Annotated in this window: 26 protein-coding genes and 1 other RNA gene; 18 read left to right on the plus strand and 9 right to left on the minus strand. The window is 65.1% G+C overall.

The window, feature by feature from the left end:
- Nucleotides 1-283 precede the first annotated feature (283 nt).
- From RBB46_RS06610 to RBB46_RS06630, 5 genes are all read left to right on the plus strand, one after another.
- Nucleotides 284-2,086 (plus strand): extracellular solute-binding protein, encoded by a 1,803-nt coding sequence (locus tag RBB46_RS06610; RefSeq protein ID WP_306028227.1) that lies wholly within the window; start codon nt 284-286, stop codon nt 2,084-2,086.
- On the plus strand, nt 2,083-3,981 hold the full coding sequence (locus RBB46_RS06615) for an extracellular solute-binding protein (RefSeq protein WP_306028108.1): 1,899 nt from the start codon (nt 2,083-2,085) through the stop codon (nt 3,979-3,981). Before RBB46_RS06610 ends, RBB46_RS06615 begins: the two co-directional genes overlap by 4 nt.
- A gap of 81 nt (nt 3,982-4,062) precedes the next feature.
- Nucleotides 4,063-5,169: a microcin C ABC transporter permease YejB gene (locus tag RBB46_RS06620; protein WP_306028109.1), complete on the plus strand. Its 1,107-nt coding sequence runs from the start codon at nt 4,063-4,065 to the stop codon at nt 5,167-5,169.
- A 16-nt stretch (nt 5,170-5,185) separates the two neighbouring features.
- The gene (locus RBB46_RS06625; protein WP_306028228.1) at nt 5,186-6,343 is read left to right on the plus strand and encodes an ABC transporter permease; all 1,158 of its coding nucleotides are present in this window, start codon (nt 5,186-5,188) and stop codon (nt 6,341-6,343) included.
- Between the two features lie 7 nt (nt 6,344-6,350).
- Nucleotides 6,351-7,994 carry an ABC transporter ATP-binding protein gene (locus tag RBB46_RS06630; RefSeq protein ID WP_306028110.1) on the plus strand — a complete coding sequence of 548 codons (1,644 nt, stop codon included), beginning with the start codon at nt 6,351-6,353 and terminating at the stop codon, nt 7,992-7,994.
- Between the two features lie 3 nt (nt 7,995-7,997).
- Here RBB46_RS06630 and RBB46_RS06635 read toward each other — a convergent pair whose 3' ends face one another.
- From RBB46_RS06635 to RBB46_RS06660, 6 genes are all read right to left on the minus strand, one after another.
- The gene (locus RBB46_RS06635) at nt 7,998-9,221 is read right to left on the minus strand and encodes a lytic transglycosylase domain-containing protein (protein ID WP_306028111.1); all 1,224 of its coding nucleotides are present in this window, start codon (nt 9,219-9,221) and stop codon (nt 7,998-8,000) included.
- A gap of 102 nt (nt 9,222-9,323) precedes the next feature.
- A complete protein-coding gene (gene recR / locus RBB46_RS06640) occupies nt 9,324-9,932 on the minus strand; it encodes a recombination mediator RecR (protein ID WP_306028112.1) in 609 nt (202 codons plus the stop codon).
- A gap of 4 nt (nt 9,933-9,936) precedes the next feature.
- Complete coding sequence (locus RBB46_RS06645; RefSeq protein ID WP_306028113.1) at nt 9,937-10,257, minus strand: YbaB/EbfC family nucleoid-associated protein; 321 nt, start codon at nt 10,255-10,257, stop codon at nt 9,937-9,939.
- Between the two features lie 89 nt (nt 10,258-10,346).
- Nucleotides 10,347-12,260 (minus strand): DNA polymerase III subunit gamma/tau, encoded by a 1,914-nt coding sequence (locus tag RBB46_RS06650; protein WP_306028114.1) that lies wholly within the window; start codon nt 12,258-12,260, stop codon nt 10,347-10,349.
- Nucleotides 12,261-12,413: 153 nt separating this feature from the next.
- An RNA gene (ffs, locus tag RBB46_RS06655) (signal recognition particle sRNA small type) lies at nt 12,414-12,511 on the minus strand.
- Nucleotides 12,512-12,569: 58 nt separating this feature from the next.
- Nucleotides 12,570-14,216: an acyl-CoA synthetase gene (locus RBB46_RS06660; RefSeq protein ID WP_306028115.1), complete on the minus strand. Its 1,647-nt coding sequence runs from the start codon at nt 14,214-14,216 to the stop codon at nt 12,570-12,572.
- Nucleotides 14,217-14,430: 214 nt separating this feature from the next.
- On the opposite strand from RBB46_RS06660, the gene RBB46_RS06665 reads away from it, so the two are divergent.
- The 9 genes from RBB46_RS06665 to RBB46_RS06705 all read left to right on the plus strand — a co-directional run bounded on the left by RBB46_RS06665 (nt 14,431) and on the right by RBB46_RS06705 (nt 21,766).
- Nucleotides 14,431-14,850 (plus strand): HIT family protein, encoded by a 420-nt coding sequence (locus RBB46_RS06665; RefSeq protein ID WP_306028116.1) that lies wholly within the window; start codon nt 14,431-14,433, stop codon nt 14,848-14,850.
- Between the two features lie 64 nt (nt 14,851-14,914).
- A complete protein-coding gene (gene nudC / locus RBB46_RS06670; RefSeq protein WP_306028117.1) occupies nt 14,915-15,862 on the plus strand; it encodes an NAD(+) diphosphatase in 948 nt (315 codons plus the stop codon).
- Entirely contained in the window at nt 15,859-16,461 is a 603-nt protein-coding gene (locus tag RBB46_RS06675) for a histidine phosphatase family protein (RefSeq protein ID WP_306028118.1), read from the plus strand. Before nudC ends, RBB46_RS06675 begins: the two co-directional genes overlap by 4 nt.
- A gap of 100 nt (nt 16,462-16,561) precedes the next feature.
- Nucleotides 16,562-17,221 carry a sulfate transporter family protein gene (locus tag RBB46_RS06680; RefSeq protein WP_306028119.1) on the plus strand — a complete coding sequence of 220 codons (660 nt, stop codon included), beginning with the start codon at nt 16,562-16,564 and terminating at the stop codon, nt 17,219-17,221.
- 181 nt (nt 17,222-17,402) lie between these two features.
- Nucleotides 17,403-17,801, plus strand: a complete 399-nt coding sequence (gene sdhC / locus RBB46_RS06685; protein ID WP_306028120.1) for a succinate dehydrogenase, cytochrome b556 subunit — start codon at nt 17,403-17,405, stop codon at nt 17,799-17,801.
- A 13-nt stretch (nt 17,802-17,814) separates the two neighbouring features.
- Nucleotides 17,815-18,198, plus strand: coding sequence for a succinate dehydrogenase, hydrophobic membrane anchor protein (gene sdhD, locus RBB46_RS06690; RefSeq protein ID WP_306028121.1), 384 nt, complete (start codon nt 17,815-17,817; stop codon nt 18,196-18,198).
- Between the two features lie 4 nt (nt 18,199-18,202).
- A complete protein-coding gene (sdhA, locus tag RBB46_RS06695) occupies nt 18,203-20,032 on the plus strand; it encodes a succinate dehydrogenase flavoprotein subunit (RefSeq protein WP_306028122.1) in 1,830 nt (609 codons plus the stop codon).
- 38 nt (nt 20,033-20,070) lie between these two features.
- Complete coding sequence (locus RBB46_RS06700) at nt 20,071-20,916, plus strand: FkbM family methyltransferase (RefSeq protein WP_306028123.1); 846 nt, start codon at nt 20,071-20,073, stop codon at nt 20,914-20,916.
- A 67-nt stretch (nt 20,917-20,983) separates the two neighbouring features.
- Nucleotides 20,984-21,766 carry a succinate dehydrogenase iron-sulfur subunit gene (locus RBB46_RS06705; protein WP_306028124.1) on the plus strand — a complete coding sequence of 261 codons (783 nt, stop codon included), beginning with the start codon at nt 20,984-20,986 and terminating at the stop codon, nt 21,764-21,766.
- A 63-nt stretch (nt 21,767-21,829) separates the two neighbouring features.
- Here the strand turns inward: RBB46_RS06705 and RBB46_RS06710 are convergent, their stop codons facing one another.
- Complete coding sequence (locus tag RBB46_RS06710) at nt 21,830-22,450, minus strand: outer membrane protein (RefSeq protein ID WP_306028125.1); 621 nt, start codon at nt 22,448-22,450, stop codon at nt 21,830-21,832.
- Nucleotides 22,451-22,571: 121 nt separating this feature from the next.
- Complete coding sequence (locus RBB46_RS06715) at nt 22,572-22,949, minus strand: MAPEG family protein (RefSeq protein ID WP_306028126.1); 378 nt, start codon at nt 22,947-22,949, stop codon at nt 22,572-22,574.
- A gap of 168 nt (nt 22,950-23,117) precedes the next feature.
- Between RBB46_RS06715 and RBB46_RS06720 the strand changes: the two genes are divergently transcribed.
- Together RBB46_RS06720 and RBB46_RS06725 are read left to right on the plus strand one after the other, a co-directional pair.
- Nucleotides 23,118-23,465 carry a carboxymuconolactone decarboxylase family protein gene (locus tag RBB46_RS06720; RefSeq protein ID WP_306028127.1) on the plus strand — a complete coding sequence of 116 codons (348 nt, stop codon included), beginning with the start codon at nt 23,118-23,120 and terminating at the stop codon, nt 23,463-23,465.
- A gap of 224 nt (nt 23,466-23,689) precedes the next feature.
- Nucleotides 23,690-24,139 (plus strand): low molecular weight phosphatase family protein, encoded by a 450-nt coding sequence (locus RBB46_RS06725; RefSeq protein ID WP_306028128.1) that lies wholly within the window; start codon nt 23,690-23,692, stop codon nt 24,137-24,139.
- Nucleotides 24,140-24,150: 11 nt separating this feature from the next.
- Here RBB46_RS06725 and RBB46_RS06730 read toward each other — a convergent pair whose 3' ends face one another.
- A complete protein-coding gene (locus RBB46_RS06730; RefSeq protein ID WP_306028129.1) occupies nt 24,151-24,723 on the minus strand; it encodes a GNAT family N-acetyltransferase in 573 nt (190 codons plus the stop codon).
- Nucleotides 24,724-25,095: 372 nt separating this feature from the next.
- On the opposite strand from RBB46_RS06730, the gene RBB46_RS06735 reads away from it, so the two are divergent.
- Both RBB46_RS06735 and RBB46_RS06740 read left to right on the plus strand, forming a co-directional pair.
- Nucleotides 25,096-25,665 (plus strand): AprI/Inh family metalloprotease inhibitor, encoded by a 570-nt coding sequence (locus RBB46_RS06735; RefSeq protein WP_306028130.1) that lies wholly within the window; start codon nt 25,096-25,098, stop codon nt 25,663-25,665.
- A gap of 60 nt (nt 25,666-25,725) precedes the next feature.
- Entirely contained in the window at nt 25,726-26,148 is a 423-nt protein-coding gene (locus RBB46_RS06740; protein ID WP_306028131.1) for a carboxymuconolactone decarboxylase family protein, read from the plus strand.
- Nucleotides 26,149-26,205: the final 57 nt, after the last annotated feature.

Here is a 26,205-nt window from a genome sequence, read left to right on the forward strand (position 1 = left end):
AGCGTTTCACGCCTGTCAGCATGGCGACGAACCCCCTAGTATATGTCTGGAGAGAAATTCAAAGCGAAGGACCGGTTGCCGGCGTCCGCGCCGGTTGGCGGTGCTCACAACCAGACGGAACCGTTCGATCGCCATGATGCAAACCCCTCCCATCCCGACCAACACGTGGGCCCGCCTGCGTGCAGTTCGTACTATCGCGGCCAGGGCCGGCGACAGGCATGCTGACAGTGCCGGCGCATGGTTTGCGGCTCCGCTTCTGGCGCTGGCCCTGTTGCTTGCGGCAATGTCCGCCGGACTTGCCCAGGCCGAGCCGGAATGGCGGCACGGAGCGGCGCTGAGCGGCGAGCCGAAATATGCCGAAGGGTTCGAGCACTTCGATTACGTCAACCCGGACGCACCCAAGGGCGGCATCGTGCGGCTCGGCGAATCCACCGGCTTCGACACGCTCAATCCGGTCCTGCCGAAGGGCAACACCGCACCCGGCCTCGGGCTGATGTACGATTCCCTGCTCGAGCCGGCGCTTGACGAAATCAACATCAACGCCGAATACGGTTTGATCGCGGAGGCTTTCCGCTACCCCGACGATTATTCCTGGGTGGAGTACCGGCTCAATCCGCAGGCCCGCTGGCATGACGGAACGCCGATCAGTGTCGATGACGTGATCTGGAGTTTCGGCAAGCTGAAAGACGTCAATCCCAGCCAGGCCTTCTACTACCGGCACGTGGCAAGCGCGGAAGCCACGGGAGAACGCGTCGTGCGCTTCACCTTCGATGCGCCGGGAAATCGCGAACTGCCCAAGATCGTGGGCCAGCTGATAGTCCTGCCCAAGCACTGGTGGGAGGGAACCGGTGCCAATGGGGCGCCCCGCGACATCTCCGGCGCGACGCTGGAGGCGCCGCTCGGATCCGGTCCCTACCGCATCGGCGCTTTCGAGCCCGGCCGCTATATCGAATACGAGCGCGTAGCGGATTACTGGGCGAACGAGCACCCGGTGCGGGTCGGCACCAACAATTTCGACAAGGTGCGCTACGAGAGCTACCGCGACCAGACGGTTCTGTTGCAGGCTTTCAAGGCTGACCAGTATGACTTCCGCGCCGAGAACAGCGCCAAGAACTGGGCGACCGGTTACGATTTCCCGGCGGTCAGGGACGGACGCGTCGTCCTCGAGACCTTCCCCGACAAGGCGCGCGGGATCATGCAGGCCTTCGTCCTGAACCTGCGCCGCGAGCCGTTCTCGGATATTCGCGTCCGGCAGGCGTTCAACCTCGCATTCGACTTCGAGACGGCCAACAAGACCGTCTTCTTCGGCCAGTACAAGCGCATTCCTTCCTATTTTGCCGGAACGGAGCTCGCATCGAGCGGTCTGCCGCAAGGCAAGGAACTGGAGATCCTGGAAAGCGTGCGTGATCTCGTGCCCGAGCGGGTCTTCACCACACCCTACGAGAACCCGGTCAATGGCGATCCGGCTGCGCTGCGCGACAATCTGCGCAAGGCGGTCGAACTGTTGCGCGAGGCGGGCTACGAGCTGCGCGGGCGGCAGATGGTCAGTGTGGCGACCGGCGAGCCGCTGGAGATCGAGTTCCTCGGAAATGACCCCAATTCGGAGCGCTACGTCCTGCCCTACGCGCACAATCTGGAGCGCATCGGCATCAAGATGACGCTGCGCACCGTCGACACGCCGCAATACATCAATCGTATTCGCGAGCGCGACTTCGACGTGACGACGCTCGGCTGGGCCCAGTCCCTGTCGCCGGGCAATGAGCAGCGCGACTACTGGGGCAGCGAAGCGGCGGACCGGCCCCAGTCGCGCAACTATGGCGGCATCAAGGATGCAGGCGTCGACGCCCTGATCGAGAAGGTCATCTATGCCGGCGACCGGGACGAACTGGTCGCCGCGACGCGGGCGCTCGACCGGGTGCTGATGGCGCATTATTTCGTCGTGCCGCAGTTCTATATCGACGTTGACCGGACCGCCCGCTGGGACCGCTTCGGGCATCCGGAAAACATTCCCGAATACACCCACGGATTCCCCACGATCTGGTGGTGGGATGCGCAAAAGGCCGAACGCGTCGGAGGCCGGGGATGAGCGGGGACGCGGACCGCCTCCTGCTGGCGCGATTCGACCCGAGCCGGCGCGAGTTGCTGGCCGGCGTCGCGGCCTTCTCCGCGGCAACGCTTCTCCCGGTCCGCTCCGGTCTTGCCGAGGAGGCGGTGGACCGCCGCCACGGCCTGTCCGTCTTCGGCGATCTGAAGTACCCGCAAGGGTTCGGCAGTTTCGACTATGTCGACCCGTCAGCGCCGAAGGACGGCCGAATTTCCTTCACCGCCCCGTCCTGGGCCTACAACCAGAACCCGCAGACCTTCAACAGCTTCAACACGTTCATCCTCAAGGGCGATGCGCCGCCGCGGATGGAACTGTGTTTCGACACGCTGATGGTGCGCGCCCTCGATGAACCGGACGCCGTCTACGGGCTGGTGGCCGAAAGCGTCGAGGTGTCGGCGGACGGCAATGCCTATACGTTCAACCTCAGGCCCGAGGCGCGGTTTCACGATGAAAGTCCCCTGACGGCCGATGATGTCGCCTTCTCGCTGATGACGCTGAAGGAGAAGGGACATCCCTCCATCCGGCAGGTACTGCGCGAGATGGACGAGGCGAGGGTCGAGGGACCTCACAGGGTGACGCTGGTGTTCTCCGGCCGGCAGTCGCGCAAGGTGCCGCTGATCGCGACGGGCATGCCGATCTTCTCGAAGGTCTACTACACCCGCTACGATTTCGAACAGACGACGCTGACCCCGCCCCTGTCGTCCGGGCCGTACAAGGTGGGCCGCCACGAAGTCGGCCGCTATGTGGAGTACGAACGTGTCGCGTCCTGGTGGGGAGCGGACCTGCCGGTCAGCCGCGGCCACTACAATTTTTCCCAGGTGCGGCTGGAATTCTTCCGCGACCGCCAGGTGGATTTCGAGGCCTTCAAGAAGGGCGTGACGACGTTTCGCGAGGAGTTCACCTCGCGCACCTGGGCAACGGAATACAATTTCCCCGCCGTCGCGGACGGTCGCGTCAAGCGCGAGGAAATTCCAGACGGCCGACCCTCGGGCGGCCAGGGCTGGTTCCTGAACACCCGGCGGTCGAAATTCTCCGATCCGCGCATTCGCCAGGCGCTCGGCCTTGCCTTCGATTTCGAATGGACCAATGCCTCGCTCTTCTTTGGCGCCTACAAGCGCACCCAGTCCTTCTTCCAGAACTCGCCGATGATCGCCGAGGGCACACCCGACGCCGCTGAACTGGAGCTGCTCGAGCCATGGCGGGGCAAGGTTCCCGAGGCGGTCTTCGGGCCGGCAATCGTGCCGCCGGTCTCCGACGGCACCGGCCAGGACCGGTCGATGCTGCGCGAGGCGGACCGGTTGTTGCGCGAGGCCGGATGCCGCCGCGACGGGGCGAGACTGCTGCTGCCGGACGGTCAGCCCCTCGCCTTCGAGATCATGTCGAACACGACGAGCTTCGAGCGGGTCACGCTTCCCTATATCAACAACCTGGAACGCTTGGGCATTGCCGCCAATTTCCGCGTTGTCGATCCGGCGCAGTACCAGGCTCGGATCAACGATTACGACTATGACGTGGTCTCGCGCCGCTTCGCGCTGCCAGCGACGCTGGGCGAGGAGATCCGCCAGTACTGGGGATCGGAGGCGGCGGATACGCCCGGCTCCAGCAACCTGTCCGGGATCAGGGATGCGGCCGTCGATGCGCTGGTGGGCAAGATCCTTGCCGCGACCACCCGCGAGCAGATGACGGTTGCCGCCCGTGCGCTGGACCGGGTGCTGCGGGCTGGCTACTACTGGGTGCCGCACTGGTACAAGGCGGTTCACACCGTGGCCATGTGGGATATCTTTGGCCGGCCGGCCACTCCGCCGGAGCACGGGTTCGCCCCGGAGGCGCATTGGTGGTTCGACCGGGAAAGCGCCGAACGCATCGGCGTCCAATGACAAGAGCGGACGCAAGCCGCGGGCGAAACGGCTGCATGATGATGCAGGTCGCCGTTTCTCGAGAAAGGGATCTCTGACACGATGGGCGCCTACATCCTGCGCCGGCTGTTGCTGATCGTGCCGACGCTGGTCGGCATCATGGCCATCAATTTCGTCATCATCCAGTTTGCGCCCGGCGGGCCTGTCGAGCGGGTGATCGCGCAGCTTCAGGGCACCGACGTTTCCGCGACCGCCCGGATTTCCGGCGGCGGAAGCGACTTCGCCGGCAGCGGCGCGGATACGAGTGGCGAGGCGGCGGGCGGTTCGAAATATCGCGGTGCGCAAGGCCTCGATCCGGAGTTCATCAAGGATCTCGAACGTCAGTTCGGCTTCGACAAGCCGCCCCTCGAGCGCTTCGCCGGCATGTTGTGGGACTATGCCCGCTTCGATTTCGGCGACAGCTATTTCCGCGATATCGCGGTGCTCGACCTGATTCTCGAAAAAATGCCGGTGTCGATCTCGCTCGGCCTTTGGATGACCTTCATCTCCTACATGATCTCGATCCCGCTCGGCATTCGCAAGGCGGTGAGAGATGGTTCGCGTTTCGATGTGTGGACGTCGGCGGTGATCGTCGTCGGCTACGCGATCCCCGGGTTTCTCTTCGCCGTCCTGCTGATCGTGCTCTTTGCCGGCGGCTCCTTCCTCGACTGGTTCCCCTTGCGCGGTCTCACATCGGAAAACTGGGAGCAACTGTCCTGGCCGGCCCGCATCCTGGACTATTTCTGGCATTTGGCGCTGCCGCTCACCGCAATGGTGTTATCGGCCTTCGCCACGGTGACGCTGCTGACCAAGAACTCGTTCCTCGACGAGATCCGCAAGCAATATGTCCAGACAGCAAGGGCCAAGGGGCTGAACGAGCGACAGGTGCTCTACGGTCACGTCTTTCGCAACGCCATGCTGATCGTGATTGCCGGGTTCCCCGGAGCGTTCATCTCATCCTTTTTCGCCGGATCGCTGCTGATCGAGACGATCTTCTCGCTCGACGGTCTCGGCCTGCTCGGCTTCGAGGCGGTGATCAATCGGGACTATGCCGTGGTTTTCGCCACGCTCTATATCTTCTCGCTCATGGGCCTGCTGGTGAACCTGATTTCCGATCTCACCTATACCTGGATCGATCCGCGCATCGACTTTGAAAGCCGGGAGGTCTGAGATGGCGGATCACCCGATGAACGAGCCGGGCAGCGTTGCCGCAGGGACGGGCGTGAGCGCGCGGGTGGACCGGCCGACCGGTTTCCTGTCGCCGATCAATCGCCGCCGCCTGACCAATTTCAAGGCCAACCGCCGCGGCTACTGGTCCCTGTGGATCTTCATGGTGCTGTTCGTGCTGTCGCTGCTGGCCGAACTTCTCGTCAACGACAAGCCTATTGTCGTTGTCTACAAGGGAGAGGTGCTGGCGCCGATCCTGGTTGACTATCCCGAGGAGAAATTCGGCGGCTTCCTTGCCGTGACGGACTACCGCGACCCCTACATCCAGGAAGAGATCAACACCAATGGCTGGATGCTCTGGCCGCCGATCCGCTATTCCTATCGCACCGTGAACAACGAGATCCCGGTGCCGGCGCCGGCTCCGCCCTCCTGGTTGCTCGAAAAGCAGGAGCGCTGCAGCCGCTATCCGCTCGGCATTGACGACCCGAACTGCACGCTTGGCAACTGGAACTGGCTGGGCACGGACGACCAGGGCCGCGACGTCGTCGCGCGCCTCGTCTACGGGTTCCGCATCTCGGTCCTGTTCGGCCTGGCGCTCACTGTCGCTTCCTCGGCGATCGGCATCGGCGCCGGCGCGGTGCAGGGGTATTACGGCGGCTGGACCGATCTTCTCTTCCAGCGGTTCATCGAGATCTGGACGGCGATCCCCACGCTCTATCTGATCCTGATCGTCTCCTCCGTGCTGATACCCGGCTTCTGGACCCTGTTCACGATCCTGCTCGCCTTCTCCTGGGTGGCGCTGGTCGGAGTGGTGCGGGCGGAGTTCCTGCGCGCCCGCAACTTCGAATACGTGACGGCGGCGCGCGCGCTTGGCGTTGGCAATGCCACGATCATGTGGCGACACCTGCTGCCCAACGCGATGGTGGCGACGCTGACCTTCATGCCCTTCATCCTCAACGGCTCGATCTCGACACTGACGGCGCTCGACTTCCTCGGCTTCGGTCTGCCGCCGGGCTCCGCCTCGCTTGGCGAGCTTCTGGCCCAGGGCAAGAACAATCTCCAGGCCCCCTGGCTCGGGATCACCGGCTTCATCGTCATCTCGACCATGCTGAGCCTGCTGATCTTCATCGGCGAGGCCGTGCGCGACGCCTTCGATCCGCGCAAGAGCTTCGCGTGAGGACCCCATGACCACCGACACGACATCCGCACCGCTTCTTTCCGTCCGCGACCTTTCCGTCGCCTTCACGCAGAACGGGGTCACCCAGACCGCCGTCGACCGCGTCTCCTTCGATATCGCGCCCGGCGAGACGGTCGCGCTGGTCGGCGAGAGCGGGTCGGGCAAATCGGTCTCGGCGCTGTCCGCCGTGCGGCTGCTGCCCTATCCGGCAGCCTCGCATCCGAGCGGCGAGATCCTGTTCAAGGGCGAGGACGTTCTGAAGGCCGGCGAACCGGCACTCCGGCGCATTCGCGGTAACGAGATCTCGATGATCTTCCAGGAGCCGATGACCTCGCTCAATCCGTTGCACTCGGTGGAAAAGCAGGTGGCCGAGGTGCTGAAGCTGCACCGGGGCATGGGCGAGACGACAGCGCGCAAACGCGTGGTGCAACTGCTCGACCAGGTCGGCATCCGCGACCCGGAAAGCCGCCTGCAGAGCTACCCGCATCAGCTCTCCGGCGGCCAGCGCCAGCGCGTCATGATCGCGATGGCGCTGGCCAACGAACCGGACCTGCTGATTGCCGACGAGCCGACCACGGCGCTCGACGTCACCGTTCAGGCACAGATCCTCAAGCTGCTAAAGGATCTGCAGCGCGACACCGGCATGGCGATGCTGTTCATCACCCATGACCTGGGTATCGTCCGCAAGGTCGCCGACCGCGTCTGCGTGATGACCAAGGGCAAGATCGTCGAGAGCGGGTCCGTCGCACAGGTCTTCAAGACCCCCCAACACGACTACACGCGCCACCTGATCGAGGCCGAGCCGAAGGGCAAGCCGCCGGTGACCGACGACCGCCGCCCGATCGTTGTCGAGGCGAAGGACGTCAAGGTCTGGTTCCCGGTCAGGCGTGGCTTCCTGCGTCGCACCGTCGATCACATCAAGGCGGTCGACGGCATCGACGTCACCGTGCGCGAGGGCCAGACACTCGGCATTGTCGGCGAGAGCGGGTCGGGCAAGACGACGCTCGGCCTCGCGCTGCTCCGGATGATCTCATCCACCGGCAAGATCCGCTTCGGCAAGCGCGACATCGACACCCTGTCCTGGAAGGACATGCGCCCGCTTCGCCGCGACATGCAGGTGGTGTTCCAGGATCCGTTTGGTTCGCTTTCCCCGCGCATGTCCGTCGCCGATATTGTCGGCGAGGGGCTGGCCGTCCATTTCCCGGGGATTTCGGCGGACGAGCGTGATGCCAAGGTGGCGGCCGCCCTTGTCGAGGTGGGCCTCGACGAGAACACCCGCTTCCGCTATCCGCACGAGTTCTCCGGGGGGCAGCGGCAGCGCATCTCGATTGCCCGCGCCATGGTGCTGCAGCCGAAATTCGTCATGCTCGACGAGCCGACGTCGGCGCTCGACATGAGCGTGCAGGCGCAGGTGGTCGATCTCCTGCGAGACTTGCAGAAGCGGCACGGCCTTGCCTATCTCTTCATCTCGCATGATCTGAAAGTGGTGCGCGCGCTTGCCAACGAAGTGGTCGTCATGCGCGCCGGCAAGGTGGTGGAGGCGGGATCGGCGGTCGATGTCTTCGACGCGCCGAGGACCGACTACACCAAGGCGCTGATGGCCGCCGCCTTCCATCTGGAGACGGCGGACACCGGTATCGTCAGCGAGTAGGCTTCACTCCAGCCAGCAGGTGGCGCGCCGGCCCGTTTTTTCCTGTTCGAGCCCAAGGGTGCGCCGCGTCTTGAAGCCGATCAGTCCGTCGGCGCCGCCCACATCGTAGCCCTTTCCTTCAAGCGTCAGCTGCAACTCGCGGACCGCGCCGCGCGAGCGCGTCTTCACGTCCTTCCAACCCTGCACGAAGCCCGTATTGCTGCCGTAGCGGTCCGCCAGATGGCCAACGAAGAGCGCGTAGACATCGGATTCGTTGTAGGCCTTGAGCACGTAGAAATTGTCGGTGGCGATGAAGGCCGGCCCGTTGCGTCCTGCCGGCATGAGAAGAAAGCCCGGTTGCGGCAGCTCATGCGCGGGGAAGGGACGATCCTTGACGCGCGTAACGCCTTCCGCCACCCAGGCCGAGATCGGCTGCCCCCGATCCGGCCCCTCGCGCGAACAGGAGATGGAGGCGGGTATCACCGCCTCATAGCCCCAGTCGCGCCCCTTCACCCAGCCGTACCAGGCAAGGTAATTGGCGATGGAGGCGAGCGTGTCGGGCACCGAGCGCCAGATGTCGCGCTTGCCGTCGCCGTCGAAATCGACGGCGAGCCGAAGGAAGCTGGAGGGCAGGAATTGCGGTTGCCCGAGCGCGCCGCCCCAGGAGCTTTTCATCTCGGCCCGGGAAATGTGGCCGTCGGCAAGGATCTGCAGCGCCGCGACGGTTTCGCTGGCGAAGAAGTCGCGCCGGTCGCCCATGAAGGCGCGGGTCGCAAGTGTTCGCAGGGCGTCATGGGGAATGCGGGCGCCGCCATAGCCGGATTCCCTTGCCCAGATGGCAAGCAGGATGCGCGAGGGTACGCCGTATTTTCGTTCGATCCGGGCCAGTGTGTCCTGGTGGGTGCGGGCAAGCGCCCGGCCGCGATTGACCAGCGCGTTGAACTGGTTGTCGCGGAAATAGCCGCCCGGTGCCCGGAACTCCGACTGGTAGTTGACGGAAGGCGGGCGCTCCGGCCCGTCCGGGTCGCCGAGGCCGGGAAGCGATGTGTCCGGCGATAGGCCCTTGAGTTCGCGCGCGATCACGGAAGCGGGAATACCGGCCTCCCGCGCGGCCGGCACAATGCGGGTCTCCAGGAAGCTTGTGAACTTCGCCTGCAATCCCTGTTGCGCGGACGCGGGCAGAGTGAAGAGCGCAAGCAAGGCCGGGATGATGGCAAGGCGTAAAAGGGGAAGCGGGGCGCGTTGCATGTCGGTCCGGTGCTGTTGGTCTTGCAGTGTCAACCTAGCATGCCCGGTTCCGCTTTTCATTTGTCCCCGGTTCAACCTGCCCCCGGACTTGTCTGCAAGGGCTCAGAACGCGGTGCGGGCCTTCAGCGCCTGGGCAAGGGTTCCTTCGTCGAGATAGTCGAGTTCGCCGCCGACCGGCACGCCATGGGCGAGGCGCGTCACCTTGACGTCGAACCCGCGCAAGCGGTCGGTGATGTAATGGGCCGTGGTCTGCCCCTCGACCGTTGCGTTGACGGCAAGCACGATCTCTGTGACCTCGCCCTCGGCCACCCGCGCGACCAGCTTGTCGATGGTCAGGTCGTCCGGCCCGATGCCGTCAAGCGGGGACAGCGTGCCGCCAAGCACATGGTAGCGGCAGTTGAGCGCTCCGGCGCGCTCCAGTGCCCACAGGTCGGCGACATCCTCGACGACCACCACCGTGGAGCCGTCGCGGCGCGTGTCGGCGCAGATCGTGCAAGGGTCGCTGGTGTCGACCGTGCCGCAGGTGGAGCATACGGTGACGTGCTCCACCGCCACGCCCATGGCCTGGGCGAGCGGGATCAGCAACTGATCCTTCTTCTTGATCAGGTGGAGCGCCGCGCGCCGGGCCGAACGCGGACCCAGCCCGGGCAGCTTGGCGAGCAGCTGGATCAGCCGTTCGACCTCGGGTCCGGCCACTGCGCGATTGTTCATCGGATCAGAACGGCAGCTTGAAACCGGCGGGGAGGCCGAGGCCGCCCATCATTTCCTGGGTCTTTTCCTGCAGCATCGCCTCGGCCTTCGCCTTGGCGTCCTGATGGGCCGCAAGGATGAGGTCTTCCAGGATGTCGACCTCGTCGGCCTTGGCGAGTGAGGGGTCGATGCGGATCCCCTTGAGCTCTCCCTTGCCGGACAAGGTGACGGTGACCATGCCGCCGGCCGCCGCGCCGTCGACGGTGAGGGAGGCGATCTCCTCCTGCAGGGAGCCCATCTGCTCCTGCATCTGTTTCGCCTGTTTCATCATCTTCATAATGTCCATCGTGGTCTCCTTGGCGCGCCCGACCCTAAACGGCCCGGGCGGTCGGAAAATGGGAGCTGCCGGCGGTGTTTTCCAATCCGGCGCCCGCTTCAGATATCGGGATCGGTGTCGTCTTCGACCGGAGCCATGTCAAGGGGCGAGTCTTCGGCCGTGCTGACGCGCACGTCGACAACCTTGGCCCCCGGGAAGGTGGCGAGAAGGGCGGCGACCGCTGGCTCCGCCTTGGCATCGGAGATGAGCTGGCGCTGCGTCTCCTCGCGCTCCTCGTGAAGCGTCGGGCGGCCTTCCGTCCTCGACACGGTGACGATCCATCGCCGGCCGGTCCATTCGCTCAGCTTGCGCCCAAGACGTCCGGCCAGGTCCGGATCGGCATCCTTCACCGGCTGGATCTCGATCCGGCCCGGCTCGAACCGCACCAGCCGCATCTGCCGCTCGATCTCGACCTTCAGGCGAATGTCGCGCTTTTCGGCGGCCAGGGCGGCGCAGTCGGCAAGCGACATCGGGCCGTCATAAGCCGGTTCCTCGGGTTGCGGCCGGGAGACGGTCTGTACCTGATGGCGAGGCTCGGCCTCGGAGCGGCGTGCGGCAAGGGCAGCGCCTCCCGGCAGAGCCTGCAGGCGTGGCGGCGTGTTGCCGGACGATACGGATGGCGAGACCGTCGGCTGCGAGACGGTGGACGGCTCGAAGTTGACATGTTGCGCAGGCGTGACCGGCGCGCTGGCCGTTGCCCCGCCGGCCGGCGGGGTCGGCGCCGGCAAGGTCGAGGCAAGCGCTTCGCCCTGGCCGGCGCGCAGCAGCTTCAGCGCTTCCTCCGGATCGGGCAGGTCGGCGGCATAGGCAAGGCGCACCAGAACCATGTCGGCGGCCAAGTGCGGCTTGGGGGCGGCCTGGACCTCCTCGATGCCCTTCAGCAGGATCTGCCAGGTTCGCGACAGCAGTCGCAGCGACAGGCGGGCGGCCAGATCGCGCCCGCGCAGCCTTTCGGTTTCGGTCACGGAGGCGTCGTTGCCGGCATCGGGCACGATCTTCAACCGGGTCACCAGATGGGTGAACTCCGCGAGGTCCGAAAGCACGACGACAGGATCCGCGCCGACATCGTATTGCACCCGGAACTCCGCCATCGCCGCGCCGGCATCGCCCCGCATGAGCTGTTCGAACAGGTCGATGACACGCGCCCTGTCGGCAAGGCCGAGCATGCCGCGCACGGTATCCGCGGTGATCCCTTCGGCCGCGCCGGGCGCGGCGACGCTGCCATGGGCAATGGCCTGGTCCAGCAGGGAGAGCGAATCGCGTGCCGAGCCTTCGCCGGCCCGGGCGACGAGCGCCAGCGCTTCGTCCTCGATCGGGATGCCTTCGGCCGCGGAGATCCGGCGCAGCAGGCCGACCAGCTTGTCGGCGTCGATCCGGCGCAGGTCGAAGCGCTGGCAGCGCGACAGCACGGTGACCGGAACCTTGCGGATTTCGGTCGTCGCAAAGATGAATTTCACATGCTCGGGCGGTTCCTCGAGTGTCTTCAGAAGGCCGTTGAAGGCCGACTTGGACAGCATGTGCACTTCGTCGATGATATAGACCTTGAAGCGGGCGGAGGCGGGGCGATAGCGCGCCGCCTCGGTGATCTCGCGAATGTCGTCGATACCGGTATGCGAGGCAGCGTCCATCTCGATGACGTCGACATGGCGCCCGTCCATGATCGCTTCGCAGTGAACGCCGGGGCGGTCGAGATTGACGGTCGGTCGGTCGACCTCGCCGGGGATCTCGTAGTTCAGCCCGCGGGCGAGGATGCGTGCCGTCGTCGTCTTGCCGACGCCGCGAACGCCCGTCAGCATCCAGGCTTGGGCGATCCTGCCTGTCTCGAACGCGTTGCGCAGGGTCTGGACCATCGGCTCCTGGCCGACGAGGTCCTCGAAACTTCTCGGTCGGTACTTGCGCGCAAGAACCCGATAGCCGGGATCGCGCGTGCCGCCGCCGGTGCCGTCCGGTGAATTGGGTGTGGAGCCATCCATGGCGTCAAGCTTAGCGGTGCGGGCCGGTATTGTTGAGGCCTATTCCGCATGGCGGCGACGATTTCCCCGCCTGCGGTCCCGGCCGGCTGACAGCTTCGGCCGACGCCGCCGGTATCGGCGCGCCGGGGTCAAACAGATGTTCCAAGGGAAAGGGTGGGAGGCTGGCACGGTGACCCGTGCCGCGACTCGTTGGGGCTGCTTCCTTCCGGACCTGACCCGGTTGGCGAGTGGCTCGTCCACCACCAACCTCCCGCGCCCTATATCGTGATTTTCATGGCCGGATGCAAGGAAAAATCCTGAAAATCCGGCTCAGGCACCTGCCGCCTGTCCGGGCTCCGCGGCGGCGCGGGCCCGCAACTCCCTGCGGATGATCTTGCCGGTCGTCGTCATCGGCAGGCTGTCGACAAAGGCGATTTCGCGCGGATACTCGTGCGCGGCAAGTCGCGACTTGACGAATTCCTGCAGTTCCCTCGCCAATGGCTCCGAGGCGGCGTGTCCTTCCGCCAGGACCACATAGGCCTTGACGATCTCGGTGCGGGTCGCATCCGGCTTGCCGATCACGCCGGCCATGGCGACGGCCTCGTGAGCGATCAGGCAGTCCTCGATCTCGCCAGGCCCGATGCGGTATCCCGACGAAGTGATGACATCGTCGTCACGGCCCACGAAGCGCAGCCAGCCGTCTTCGTCTCTCACACCCATGTCGCCGGTCAGAAGGTAGTCGCCGGCGAATTTCGCATCGGTCGCTTCGCGGTTGTTCCAGTAGCCCAGGAACATGACCGGGTCGCCGCGCCGCACGCCGATATTGCCCTGGGTCCCGTCGGGCACCGGATGGCCGAGCGCGTTGACGATGGCGACCGCGTGCCCGGGCACCGCGCGTCCCATGATGCCCGGCCGCGCCGGCATCAGTGCGGCGCAGGAGGAGACGATCATGTTGCATTCCGTCTGGCCGTAAAACTCGTTGATGGTGACGCCGAACACCTTGCGTCCCCATTCGACGAGTTCGCTGCCCAGCGTTTCGCCGCCGCTGGCAATGGTACGCATGCGCAGGTTGAGTCCGGCCGGCGGATCGCCGGCAGCGCGCATCATCTTCAAGGCGGTCGGTGGAAGAAAGGCATTGCGCACGCCCTCTTGCGAGATCAGTCGGAATGCGGCCTCCGCCGTGAACTTGGCAAAGCGGCAGGCGACGACGGTGATGCCGTGATGGAGCGCCGGCATCAGCACGTCGAGCAGCCCGCCGATCCAGGCCCAGTCGGCCGGTGTCCAGATCCGGTCGCCAGGCTGCGGAAAGAGGTCGTGGCTCATTTCGACGCCGGGAAGGTGGCCAAGCAGCACCCGATGGGCGTGCAGCGCGCCTTTCGGCTGGCCCGTGGTCCCCGACGTGTAGATGATGATCGCCGGATCGTCGGCGCTGGTCGCTGCCGGCGTGAACTCCGCCGGCAGTGCGGCTGCCCCTGCGTGCAGGTCGACGGTCGAGGCGTCGCTGCCGTCGATCCGGTAGACCACCGAGAGCCCGGGCAGATCGTCCCGGATTCCTGCAAGCTTGGCTGCTCCGGTCCGGTTGGTGACCACTGCCTTCGCGCCGGAATTGCCAAGCCGGTAGGCGAGGGCTTCCTCGCCGAACAGCATGAAAAGGGGAATGGTGATGGCGCCGAGCTTCAGCGCCGCGATATGCGCTGCCGCTGTCTCCTTCGCCTGCGGAAGCAGTACTGCCACGCGGTCGCCGCGCCTGACGCCGTCGCGTTGGAAAAGGTTGGCGATCCGGTTCGACAGCGCCTTGAGTTCGGCGAAGCTGACGGTCTCGCGGGTGCCGTCCTCTCCGATGCACACGAGGGCGATCCGGTCCGGGTCGGCGTCCGCCCACTTGTCGCAGATGTCGACGCCGATATTGTAGCGCTCCGGCACGTTCCATTCGAAACGGGCGACAAGCTCCTCGTAGTTTTTCGCGTCGGCCAGCATGCCTTACCTCTCCCCAAGACCCGGATCATTGGCTGATCGGCGACCCGGTGCCGTCTTTCGCATGCAATGGGCTGCCGGCGTCGTCAACGGGAAAAGCGCTGCCAGCCCGGGGCTGGCGCCGCCGTTTCCCGCAGCTATAGTGCGCAAGACCGGGGCCAATGTTCCAGGTTCTGCCGCATGGTCCGTCCGGGCCGATCGACCTTCAGGGGTAGCCATGAGTAGCTTCCAGACCGACCCGCGTCTCGCCGGCGACAGCGTCCCCGTCTGTGACCTTGCCCTGTGCACGGTCCGGCTGATGCGGGACGGTCGCTTCGACTGGCTGCTGCTGGTTCCGCGCCAGGCCGATCTCGTCGAGATCGTCGACCTGGGAGAGAGCGATCAGCTTCTCCTGATGCAGGAGATCGCCATCGCAAGCCGCGTGCTGAAGGCGGAGACGGATTGCGACAAGCTCAATGTGGGGGCGCTGGGCAACATTGTCTCGCAACTGCATGTCCACGTGATCGCCCGCCGCAAAGACGATCCGGCCTGGCCCGGACCCGTCTGGGGTGCGGGCCAGGCGGTTGCCCGTCCCGAGGCCGAGCGGGAGAAGCTGGTCTCACGCCTCGCGGCGGCCTTCGCCCGGGAGAGCGGATGACTTTCCGTCCCGGAGACCGGTTCCCACACTCCCTGTTTTGCACCTTCCTGCCAGAAAGCTCTTCATGACCGATCCGCATGTCCTTGGTTTTGCCTATCACGGCAATCCTCTCGACCGTCTCTCTGAGCATCGCGGCGACGATGGCTGGTTCAATGCTCACCTGCAGGGTTCCTCCGCCCGCTTCGTTTTCCTGTGCGAAGGACGGCCGCTGGTCGGGACTGCAGCGCATCCTCTTTCCATCCTGCATGGACGCGATGTGGGAGGCATGTTCCCGCCGCGCGAGGGCGAGGTCGTACTGCTCGGCTTCGACGTCGATGGAGCCCCGGTCTTTGCCGCGCCGCTGGGCGCCGGCGCCGAGGAGGTCGAGGCTGCCCTTCCCTCCGGCCTGAAACTGATCGATATCCGCTCGCTGGCGGTCCAGGATGCGCTGGCGCCCGGGCATCTTGGCATTCTGGCGCAGGCGAGCGCACTCCTTCACTGGCATGCGACGCACCGGCACTGCTCTCGCTGCGGTGCCGAAAGCGTCATGACGCAAGGGGGCTACAGGCGCGATTGCCCGTCCTGCGGCGGGCTGCATTTTCCGCGCACCGATCCGGTGGCCATCATGCTGGTGGCCGATGGCGACGATTGCCTGATGGGACGCCCGCCCCGTCTTCCGGAGGGCGTTTTTTCCACTCTTGCCGGGTTCATCGAGCCGGGGGAGACGATCGAAGAGGCTGTCCGCCGGGAAGTGTTCGAGGAGGCCGGCATTCGCGTTGGCCAGGTGGACTATCACGCCAGCCAGCCCTGGCCGTTTCCGGCTTCTCTCATGATCGGCTGTCACGGGGTCGCGACAAGCCGGGACATCACCATGGATGAAAGCGAACTGGAGGCCTGCCGCTGGTTCCCGCGCGAGGAAGTGCTGGCAATGCTTGAGGACCGTCATCCGGACGGACTGAAGGTGCCGCCGCCGCTGTCCATCGCGCATTGGCTGATTCGCAACTGGGCGGAGCGCAGGAGCGTCTCCGAGTGATCCGTCCGGACGGCGACTGCATCTATCTCACCCATCCGCAGGTCGAGATCGATCCGGCCGTGCCCGTGCCCGACTGGGGGCTGTCCGAGGCGGGTTTCCGGCGTGCCCGGGCCGGTGCGCTCCTTCCGGTCTTTTCCGGCGTGCGCTACATCGTCTCCAGCGCGGAACGCAAGGCGCGCCAGACGGCGGAGATCCTTGCCGGCCATCTCGGTCTGAGGGTCGTTGTTGACGAACTCATGCATGAGAACGACCGGTCTGCGACCGGCTTCCTGCCGCCGCCGGAATTCGAGGCGGTGGCCGACCGGTTCTTTGCCGCACCGGATGAGAGCGTGCGCGGCTGGGAGACGGCCCGGGCCGCGCAGACGCGCATCCTCGGACGGGTGCGGGCCCATCTTGCCGGAATTCCGGCGAACGAGACGGTGCTCTTCGTTGGCCATGGCGGCGTGGGAACGTTGCTCAAGTGCCATGTCGGCGGGTTCGCGATCGACCGCAGGCACGACCAGCCGCCGGGCGGGGGCGGGTGCTTTTTCATGTTTTCCCGTGCGGCGCTCGATGAGCGCAGCGCCAAGGGCCTCGACTGGTTGTCCGTCGACGACTGAGATGTCCGCTGCGCGCCGATCCGGGCATGCCGTCTTGCGCAGCGCAGGTCAGCCACCTACGTGAACGCTGCCACCTCTATCGTCAGGACCGAATCGCATCATGATTGCAGCCGCATTGCGCGCCCTTTCCCAGATCTTCGAACCTCGTCTCAGGGCGATCTTCTGGAAAACGCTCGGCTACACGCTGGTGCTGCTTTTTCTTGTGTGGGCGGCACTGAACGGTGCCGTGGCGACGCTCGTTACGCTGCCCTATCCCTGGTTGGAGACCGCGCTTTCCCTGTTGACGGGCATCGGCGCGATCTTCCTGCTCGGCTTTCTGGTCGCGCCGGTCACGGCCATCATCGCCGGCATCCTGCAGGACGAGATTGCCGAGGTGGTGGAGCAGGGGGACTATCCCGACGACCCGTCCGGGCGCGCGATGCCGCTGTCGAAGGCCCTGCCGCAGGCGATCAAGTTTGCCGGGATCGTGATTGCCGGCAACTTGCTGGCGCTGTTGCTGCTTCTCGTTCCGGGCGTCAACCTGATCGCGTTTTTTGTCGTCAACGGCTATTTGCTGGGCCGCGAGTTCTTCGAGTTCGCCGCAATGCGGTTCCGGTCCCCGGAAGAGGCAAGGGCGTTGCGCCGCGCGCACTCGGGAACCGTGTTCATGGGAGGCCTGGTCATTGCCGGCTTTCTCGCCGTGCCGCTCCTGAACCTGCTGACGCCGATCTTCGCCACCGTCATGATGGTGCATCTGAACAAGCGACTTACCTATAGGTAAGGTTTGACCTGGCATTCTCCGTCTGCCTGACCTGCGGTCGCGGTGAAAAGACTTCACCGGCTTCTCCGATAGGATATTTTGACGTTCCCGCCTGATGGGTTTAGAAGGCGGGTACACAAGGCCCTGATTTAGCTAACGTTTACGTAAGCGTAAGCCGATTGGGGAGACGGGAGAACAATCCATGTCGGATGTCGGGATGAAAAACAGCCGGCCCCTTTCGCCGCATCTCCAGATCTACAAACCCATCCTCACAATGGTCATGTCGATCCTGCACCGCATTACCGGTGCGGCGCTGTACTTCGGCACCATACTTCTCGCCTGGTGGCTTGTCGCCGCGGCGGCCGGTCCCGATTATTTCGAGTTCGTCAACGAGCTCTACGGGTCGATCCTCGGGCGCCTCGTACTGTTCGGCTTCACCTGGGCGCTGGTTCATCACATGCTTGGCGGCATGCGGCATTTCATCTGGGACATGGGCCATGGCTTCGGAACGGAGGCGCGCGAATGGCTCGCCCGGGCCACGATCGCCGGTTCCGTCATCCTGACGATCCTGCTTTGGATCGTCGGCTATGCCGTGCGCTGAGGGAGGCACCACCATGACTGACATGCGTACCCCGCTTTCCCGCGTTCGCGGTCTCGGCTCGGCAAAGGACGGCACCACCCATTTCTGGCGCCAGCGCGTCACGGCCGTCGCCAACGTCTTCCTGATCTCCTTCTTCGTGGTTCTCGTCGTCGCCCTGCAGGGCGGGGACCACGCCTCGGTGACTTCCGCGCTCGGCAACCCGCTGATCGCGATCCTGATGCTGCTGGTGATCCTGTCGGGCATTTATCACATGAAGCTCGGCATGCAGGTGATCATCGAGGACTACCTTCACGGCGAGGCGCTGAAGCTGCTGGCGCTGATGGGCAACACCTTCTTCTCGGTATTCGTCGGCCTTGCGTCGGTCTTTGCCGTTCTCAAGATCAGCTTCGGAGGCTGAAAACATGGCAGGACAAGCCTATTCCTTTGTCGATCACCGCTATGATGTGGTGGTCGTGGGGGCCGGTGGCGCGGGCCTTCGGGCGACGCTCGGCATGGCCGAGCAGGGTCTGAGGACCGCCTGCATCTCCAAGGTCTTCCCGACCCGCTCGCATACGGTGGCGGCGCAGGGCGGCATTGCCGCGAGCCTGCAGAACATGACGCCCGACTGCTGGCAGTGGCACATGTACGACACCGTCAAGGGCTCAGACTGGCTCGGCGACACCGACGCGATGGAATATCTCGCGCGGGAGGCGCCCAAGGCGGTCTACGAGCTCGAGCATTACGGCGTGCCCTTCTCGCGCACCGAGGACGGCCGCATCTACCAGCGTCCCTTCGGCGGTCACATGCAGAATTACGGCGACGGTCCTCCGGTGCAGCGCACCTGCGCCGCTGCGGACCGCACCGGCCATGCCATCCTGCATACGCTCTATGGCCAGTCGCTCCGCCACAATGCCGAGTTCTTCATCGAGTATTTCGCTCTCGACCTGATCATGTCCGAGGACGGCGTCTGTCAGGGCGTCATCGCCTGGAACCTCGATGACGGCACCATTCACCGTTTCTCCGCCAAGATGGTCGTGCTTGCGACCGGCGGTTACGGCCGGGCCTACTTCTCCGCCACCTCCGCCCATACCTGCACCGGCGATGGCGGCGGCATGGTAGCGCGTGCCGGCCTGCCGCTTCAGGACATGGAGTTCGTGCAGTTCCACCCGACCGGCATCTACGGCGCCGGCTGCCTGATTACCGAGGGCGCGCGCGGCGAGGGCGGCTATCTGGTCAATTCCGAGGGTGAACGCTTCATGGAGCGTTATGCGCCGTCGGCCAAGGATCTCGCCTCGCGCGATGTCGTCTCGCGCTGCATGACGATGGAGATTCGTGACGGCCGGGGCGTGGGCAAGAACAAGGATCACATCTTCCTGCATCTCGACCACCTCGATCCCGACATCCTCGCGGAGCGCCTGCCGGGCATCTCGGAATCGGCGAAGATCTTCGCCGGCGTCGACGTGACCAAGGAGCCGATCCCGGTCCTGCCGACGGTCCACTACAACATGGGCGGCGTTCCGACCAACTACTGGGGCGAGGTGCTCAATCCGACCAAGGACGATCCGAGCGCCATCCAGCCGGGCCTGATGGCGGTCGGCGAGGCGGGCTGTGCCTCCGTGCATGGCGCCAACCGCCTCGGCTCCAACTCGCTGATCGATCTCGTCGTGTTCGGCCGTGCCGCCGCGATCAGGGCCGGCGAGGTGGTCGACCGCAAGTCCGCCGTGCCGACGCCGAACGAGGCGAGCTGCGAGAAGATCATGGCGCGCTTCGACAAGCTCCGCCACGCCGACGGCTCCACGCCGACAGCGCAGCTGCGCGAGAAGATGCAGCGCGCCATGCAGGAAGACGCCGCGGTCTTCCGGACCCAGGAGAGCCTGGAGCAGGGCTGCCAACGCATTTCCGCGATCTGGGGCGAGCTTGCCGATCTCAAGGTGAGCGACCGTTCGATGATCTGGAACTCCGATCTCGTCGAGACGCTGGAGCTGGAAAACCTGATGGCCAACGCCATCACCACGGTTTACGGCGCCGAGGCGCGCAAGGAGAGCCGCGGGGCGCATGCGCGCGAGGACTTCAAGGACGGTCCGCTGGGCGGTCGTGACGACGACAACTGGCGCAAGCACACGCTTGCCTGGGTCGCCGAGGACGGAACGACGACGCTGGGTTATCGCCCGGTCGTCACCGAGCCGCTCACGACCTTCGAGGAAGGTGGCATCGACCCGAAGAAGATCGCGCCGAAGGCGCGCGTCTACTGAGGCAGGGCCGCGGCAGAGAGCAGGAACCCGTTGGGAACATGACGGCGACAGGCATCGCGATCGACACGACCTCGCCCTTCGGCACTTATGGTGCCGAGGGTCTGGCCAGGTTTGCCTGGGCGCTTGCCGACCGCCACGAGATGACCGCGGGTTTGCGAAAGCGCATGCGCACGCTGGTGTCGCGGATCTGGGCTGGCCCCTATGACGCGGAAGCGGACGGGCTCCGCTTTCGTCTCTATCCCGGCTCGAACTACGACGACCGAAAGATCATGGCCCGGCGGCGCCTGCCGGAGCGCGCCGAGCACGACATGCTCGCGCGTCATCTGGTCAAGGGGACGGTCTTTGTCGACATCGGAGCCAATATCGGCAGCTATGCGCTCCAGGCGGCGCGGCGGGGTGCGCAGGTGCTGGCGGTCGAGGCCAACCCCGAAACGGCGGGGCGGCTGGCGTTCAACATTGCTGCGAACCGTCTCGACGAGATCGTCGTTGCGACCGTTGCCGTGGGAAACATGCCAGGAACCATGCAGTTGTGGAGCGAGCCGACGAATTGCGGTTTCGCGACGCTGGTCGAGGATCTGACGACGGGCGAGTGGGCTGGCGACTGGTCATCGCGCACGGTGACCGTGCGTCCGCTGGCGAACCTTCTCGCCGCGCACGGGATCGGCCGCGTCGACGTGCTCAAGGTCGACGTGGAAGGTTTCGAGGATCGGGTGCTCTTGCCCTATCTGCAGGATTGCGAGCCCGGTCTGCTGCCCCGGGCAGTGTTGATCGAGACGAATTGCCGGGAGCATTGGGCGCAGGACTGCCTCGCCGTTCTTGCCGGCCTGGGATACGCCATCGAAGGCGAGACAATGGACAACATGCTTTTTGGGCGCGCCGCCTGAAGGGCTGAATGCAAACCAGAATGAATGGCCTGCCTTGCGGACGGGCCGAAACGCGGAGCGACGAGATATGGTACAGCTGACGCTTCCCAAGAACTCCCAGGTTGCGGAAGGCAAGGTCTGGGACAAGCCGGCCGGCGCCAAGCACCTGCACGAGTTCCGCATCTACCGCTGGAACCCGGACGACGGCCGCAACCCGCGGGTCGATACCTACTTCATCGACAGCGACGATTGCGGGCCGATGGTTCTCGACGGGCTCATCTATATCAAGGACAAGATCGACCCGACGCTGACCTTCCGCCGCTCCTGCCGCGAGGGCATTTGCGGATCCTGCGCGATGAACATCGACGGGACCAACACGCTCGCCTGCACCCGGGGCATGGAGGAAATCGGCGAGAAACCGGTGAAGATCTATCCCTTGCCGCACATGCCGGTGGTCAAGGATCTGGTTCCCGACCTGACGCGCTTCTATGCCCAGCACCGTTCGATCGAACCCTGGCTGCAGACGACAACGCCGGCACCCGAAAAGGAATGGCGCCAGAGCCATGAGGACCGCGCCAAGCTCGACGGCCTCTACGAGTGCATCCTGTGCGCCTGTTGCTCGACCTCGTGCCCGAGCTACTGGTGGAACGGCGACCGCTATCTCGGCCCGGCCGTGCTGTTGCAGGCCTATCGTTGGCTGATCGACAGCCGCGACGAGGCCACCGGCGAGCGTCTCGACAATCTCGAGGACCCGTTCCGCCTCTACCGCTGCCACACGATCATGAACTGTTCGCAGGCTTGCCCGAAGGGGCTCAACCCGGCCAAAGCGATCGCCGAGATCAAGAAGATGATGGTCGAGCGTCGCTACTGACCGGGTTTCCGGCCGATACGGGAGTTGGAAGGGCGGCCGGTGTGCCGCCTTTCGCTTTTCTGCTCAGAAGTGAACCGAGAGACCGCCGCGCACGAGGTCGACATTGCCGCCATAGCGGAAGTTGCCCAGGCCCAGATTGTAGGTCTTGTAAGGCAACTGGTAGTGCAGGTACTCGCCTCGGAGCGACAGAAAGTCCGTCAGCATCACCTCGAGGCCGCCGCCTGCCACCCATCCGACATGAGTCTCGCTCTGCTTGGCACCTGTGAAGCGCGCCTGCGAGATGCGTGCGGCGCCAATGCCGGCGGTGGCAAAGAGCAGGTAGCGGTCATGGGTCACGCCGGCGCGGACCCTTGCCGAAGTCAGCAGGCTGACCTGGTCGCTGAAGCGGCTCCACTCGTTGATCGTGGCCGAACTCAGGTCGATCTCGGCGCCCAGCAGAAATCGTCCGACCATGTGATTGTAACCGCCATGGCCGCCGAACAACTCTCCCCGGTCCGTGGTCGAATGGCCGCTTGGCCAGGTGGTCGTGAACCAGCCGTAGCCGCCGTGTGCGCCCAGATAGAACCCGTCCCAGGAAAAACCGTCCGGGTTGGCGGAGACAAAGGGATTGAAACCGTCACTGGCGTGAGAGGGGGCGGCGGCAAGGGCAAGGCTCAGGGCAAGGGCGATCGGGGCAATACGCATCTACAGGCTCCAGAATTCTCGATCGAAAAAAGTCCCAGGTCGCCGACTTCGTGTGAAATGAACGGCTCCGACACCTAAATGCAACTTACAGGAGAGTGCAACCGTCCTGTGGTCTGGTGGGTCAACTCCAGACCGGGCTGGTGAAGATCGCCACGCTCGCCGCGAAACCGACGGTCCAGGCGAGTGAGCGCGGCGTCGAGCGGTCTGTCCAGTAGCAGAAGACGAAGATCACCCGCGCGCCGATGAAAAGCCCGGCAAGGTTGTCGACCCATTGTGGATCACCGCCCTGCCAGAGACCGGTGACGACCGCGACGGCGAAAAGCGGAAAGGCCTCGAAACCGTTCGCCTGGGCGGCTGCCGCCCGGGCCCGGAAGCCGTCCTTCCAGAAATCCGGATCGCGGGGGCTGGAATTGTTGAATTCCTTCGTCAGCTTGGCCGGGAAGGCCGAGAGGATCGGCAGGATCGCGGCGGCAAGCACGCACCACAGGGCAAAAGGCATGGGCAGGTCCTTCTTGGCAGCGGACGGCGTCCGCAGGCAGTCCCTGCACTTGCGGTGTCGCGAGGCGAAGGTCAAGTCGGCGGTGCGCCGCGTTGATCCAGAACAAGGCGCGTGCCCTCGCTTTCGCTATCGTCCGACCCGTCGAAAACCGAGCGGAGTTTCCCGAAAATGGCCGTGAGTGACTGGCAGGCTTTCGTCGAGCAGACGGACGGGCGCATGGGCGCGCTGCGGACCGGTATTCCGGGCGTTGCGAAAGGGTTTCAGGAGATCGCGCGCGCGGCGATCGGCGCCGGTGCGCTTGACAGCAGAACCAAGGAACTCATCGCGCTCGCCATCGGCATTGCCGCACGGTGCGACGGATGTCTCGCCTATCATGCGAAAGCAGCCGCAAGATACGGCGCCACCCGCGAGGAGGTGATGGAGACGATCGGGGTCGCCGTCTACATGGGGGGCGGGCCGTCGATGATCTATGGCGCGGAAGCGCTGGCGGCCTTCGACAGTTTTGCGGAGGGCTGAAAACGGTCCTTTCCTCCTGCCACGGGATCGCCGCGATTTGGCCCGGAAGTGTTTGGCAGCTCGTCACATTGCCGTTTCGAAGCCCGCGTATCACCTGCGCTTGCGCCGGGGGGCGATTCGAAATCACCACGGACAAAGGCTCCGGCCAGCGCCAGTCGCGCGCGGGAGCCGGGCGGATCCTGCATCGCCTGCGTCATGCGGCGGTCGCGATCCAAGGAGTGACGATGTCGGTAAATGTCCTGTTCCTGTGCGACGACAACGCGCGTCTCAGCCCGATGGCCGAGGCCTATCTCAACGTGGATCCTTCTCGCGGCCTCCGGGCCTTCTCCGCCGGGTTGTCGCCTGCGCCGGATCTCGCCGAGGGCGTCGGCAAGATCCTTGCCGCGCACGGGCTGTCGCTGACCGGCCTGCAGCCGAAAAGCTGGCGGCTTTTCACCCTGCCGCACGCGCCCGTCCCCGATGTCGTCGTCGGGCTTACACCGGCGGCCCTGGTGGCGACGACCCGTGCCTGGCCCGCCCACACGCGACTGGTCGACTGGGGCCTTGGCACGCGCGCGACGGCGCTGGTCGGGCGCGAGGCGCTGCGCGACGCTTTCCACGAGATCCGCCGCCGGATCAACCGGGCCATCGACGAGCAGAGCTTCCGCCACTCCGGGTTTCGCCGCATTGCCTGACTGGCGGGCGGTTAGCGTCCCGCCGGACGGCGGCCGGTATCGGTGAAGGCGCCGATCACGCCAAAGGCGTCGGCAATCTGTTCGCGGGCAAGGCTGAAAAGCGAGAACGAGCGCGGCTCGATGCGGCCGATGATGTCGCCCATCTCGAAGGTGAGGTCCGCTGTGAATTTTCGTGCCAGTTGCTGCATGGCGCGATTGGTTGCCAGGCAGTTCATGTAGATGTGCCTGCAGCCGCGATTGCGCGCCGCGATCAGCGTCAGTTCCATAAGGCGCGTTCCGATGCCGGCCTGCTGGCTGCCGCTTTCGACGGAGAAGGCGGCCTCGGCCGTTTCGCCATCGCTGAACGAACGCAGCTCCGCCACGGCGCGCAAATGCCCGTCGGCAAAGTAGCCGTGGATCACTGTTCCCAGCGTGAAGCTCGTCTCGGCATAGCAGCGCAGGAACGCATCGCTTGCCGGCATGGCAAAGCGGGCGCGGCGCGCTTGCGGATCGAGCCGCAGCAGGTGGTCGCGAAAGCGCGGCTGGTCCGCGAATGTCAGTTTTCGGTAGTAGCCGGTCTGCGGCTTTTCGCTTGAATGCGGCATGCGATGCTCCTGAAGGATAGGCACCGCTCCTTGGGGTCTCCCCAGACCAGATCCCTTGCTAGGCGCGACTTGCGGCGGATTCGTGGCGATCCGGGTCATCCCGGGTGGCATTTCCCGCAGTCTGCGGGTCATTATTTGGACCCAATTGCCTGCCCATTGGAAACGCGTCAACCATTTGGTCACCAAAACCGACAAGAATCATGACGGTTGGTGCCATGACATAGCGGGCAGGTCGACCGGGATACCGGACCTGGTCCCACTTGGCTTCCGGAAGCCGGTTTGCGTGTCATGGCAAGCAGATGATGCCCCGCCCGGCTCGGGTCGCGCACTGTGAAACCGTGTGAAGCCAGAACGAGCAAGGACAGACAGAACATGATCCGTTCCGCCCAGCATAGCGCACCCCTGGCAGCCATGCTCTGCCTCACCGTGGCGCTGGCCGGCTGTCAGCGCCTGGGATACGGAAGCCGCAGCGCGCCGCTCCCGGCAACGCCCACCGCGCCTGTTGCCAGCCAGTCGCTGGAGCCGCTGCAACCTCTTGATCCGGCCTATGGCCAGCCTGGAACCGGCGTTGACGGCGCGCCGCTTGGCGACGCCGGCACCCAGGTCGCCGGTGTCGATCCGACCGCCGGTGCCTCCGGCGCTCCGCCGGCCGGCGCGCGCGAAATCGGTCGCAGCGACATGCTCGGCGGCTGGTCGCTGGCCTCCGGTTCCGACAACTGCAAGCTCTTCATGACCCTGACCACCTGGAGCGGCGGCTATCGCGCCAATTCCCGCGGTTGCGCGTCTCCGCAGATGCAGACGATCTCCGCCTGGGACCTGCAGGGCAAGCAGGTGCTGCTCAAGGACAACAGCGGTACCACTGTCGCGGAACTTTACGCGACAGGCGCGGAGAGTTTCTCCGGTCGCACCACGTCCGGGGCGCCTGTCCAGGTGTTCCGCTAGGGCGTTCGATGAACGTGCCCGGTCGGAAAGGCCGGGTCGATACCGAGACTGGGAGGGGGCATGTCTGTCTGGCCTATACTTGCAGACGAGGAACTGCCGGCGCGTTCTGCCGCGGTCGTCGCTGATATCAAGGCGACGCGGAACACTGACTTCATCAACAATTTCTGGCGGGTTCTCGCCAATGACCCGCGGCTTCTGGAGCGTACCTGGTCCAGCCTGAAGGACGTCATGGGTCCGGGTTCGATCGATCCGCTGACCAAGGAAATGCTGTATGTCGCGGTGTCGATCGTCAACGGCTGCGAGTATTGCATTCGCTCGCACACGGCGGCGGCAAGGGCCAAGGGCATGAGCGAGGAGCAACTCGGCGAACTGCTGGCGATCGTCGGCATGGCGAGCGAGACGAACAGGCTGGCGACCGGGTTGCAGGTGCCGGTGGATCAGCAGTTTCTGCCACCAGCGCAGGATCGGGACACACAAGACTAGGAGACGGGCGAGATGTCCGGCGGATCGCCGCGCGGACAGGCCGCCAGCGGCACCTTG

The sequence above is a fragment of the Stappia sp. MMSF_3263 genome, assembly GCF_030733745.1.
GTDB lineage: Bacteria > Pseudomonadota > Alphaproteobacteria > Rhizobiales > Stappiaceae > Stappia.